Annotated in this window: 1 protein-coding gene; it reads right to left on the bottom strand. The window is 46.7% G+C overall.

Annotation, left to right across the window (positions count from 1 at the left end; all coding sequences use genetic code 11):
* Positions 1-59: 59 nt before the first annotated feature.
* A partial coding sequence (locus ACFINC_RS09575) for a phage terminase large subunit (RefSeq protein WP_375617061.1) occupies positions 60-1,217 on the bottom strand: 1,158 nt, incomplete at its 5' end.

Below are 1,217 nucleotides of genomic sequence, written 5' to 3'. Positions count from 1 at the left end.
ACCTTCATGAGAGAGATCAGATACATTGCTGTCTTTCTCTAAATGTTCATCATCATGCATCATTCTGCCATCCATGACGTGCTCTCATAAGTTTCTCTACCGCTATAAGCTGGTCTCTTCTGTTTCTGCATCGGCTGTTCATACCCCACACACATCAATCCAAAGGCATCTGCACCATGACTGGACCAATCATGCTCGGCGCCTAAACCAATATTACGCTTCTCATCCCATTTCTCATGATACCAATTCAGTGCTTTACGACCCGCTACGGTTGTCTCTTCGTTAAACCAAACTGAAGGCAAAATACGTCGCACCGCCTCTATTCGCATCTTAACAGCACCTGCCCCTTGATTAGGGATCACTTGCGTTTCAAAACCCGCATCATTTAAAGCACTCTCAAAACTCACATTATGTACACGGTCTCTGGTTGCCCCATCATGGGGAAGAACCATCAATGCTTTCTCATAGCCATTCTGACGTAACCAACCTATGTGCTCTGATAACGGTTGCCCCTGTGCTTCGTAATAATCAAGCACTCTGATCTCTCTGCCAACAAATTGCGCTATCCATATCGCCGTGGCATCTGCCTTAGCTCCTGTTCCCCCAATATCCCAAAAGGCACGTATTTGCATTAAAGGGTCACGAGCAACACGCCCTATCCGCCCCTCTTGCTCGGCTGCCAACATTTCCCTCTGATAATAAGCGCCTTGAACTGCTGTAAGATAAGCCCCTTCCCATATATGCTTATAAGTCTCGGGTCGGTTTCTCAGATCATCAAGCCGCGCTTCATTCAAGATCTTGGGAAACTTCGGGTTGTCTGACCAATTGATCTCTACACGCTTAATGGCTTCATTATCTGAAAAACGAAACCGCCTTTCAACCGGTGCATTGTCTCGCAACGGGTTCCATGTCACCCATAACTCTGCTCTCCACCCCTCACCCTCTTCTCGCAAAGTCGGTATAAGCGTTTGCCAAGCTGTCTCTGTCACGGGCTCTGCCTCATCAACCCAACAAAGCAAAATGCGCCCCATCGATTTAATACTGGCTATATTGCGGTCTAGTCCAGAAAACTGAAAGGCTATACGACCATCATTTGACTTAATTGAAGCTTCCCCAACCTTATAATAGTCCCTTAAAAAGTCATGGGCTTCAATGGCGCGCTTAATCTCCTCCAATGAACTCTCTGCTAGCGAATTTTGAAACTGACGTGCACAAAG

The sequence above is a fragment of the Bartonella sp. AP58NXGY genome, from assembly GCF_042195785.1.
Classification (GTDB): domain Bacteria; phylum Pseudomonadota; class Alphaproteobacteria; order Rhizobiales; family Rhizobiaceae; genus Bartonella.
The sequence above is the reverse complement of the archived record's forward strand: the minus strand, read 5'-3'. Positions and strand labels throughout refer to the sequence as shown.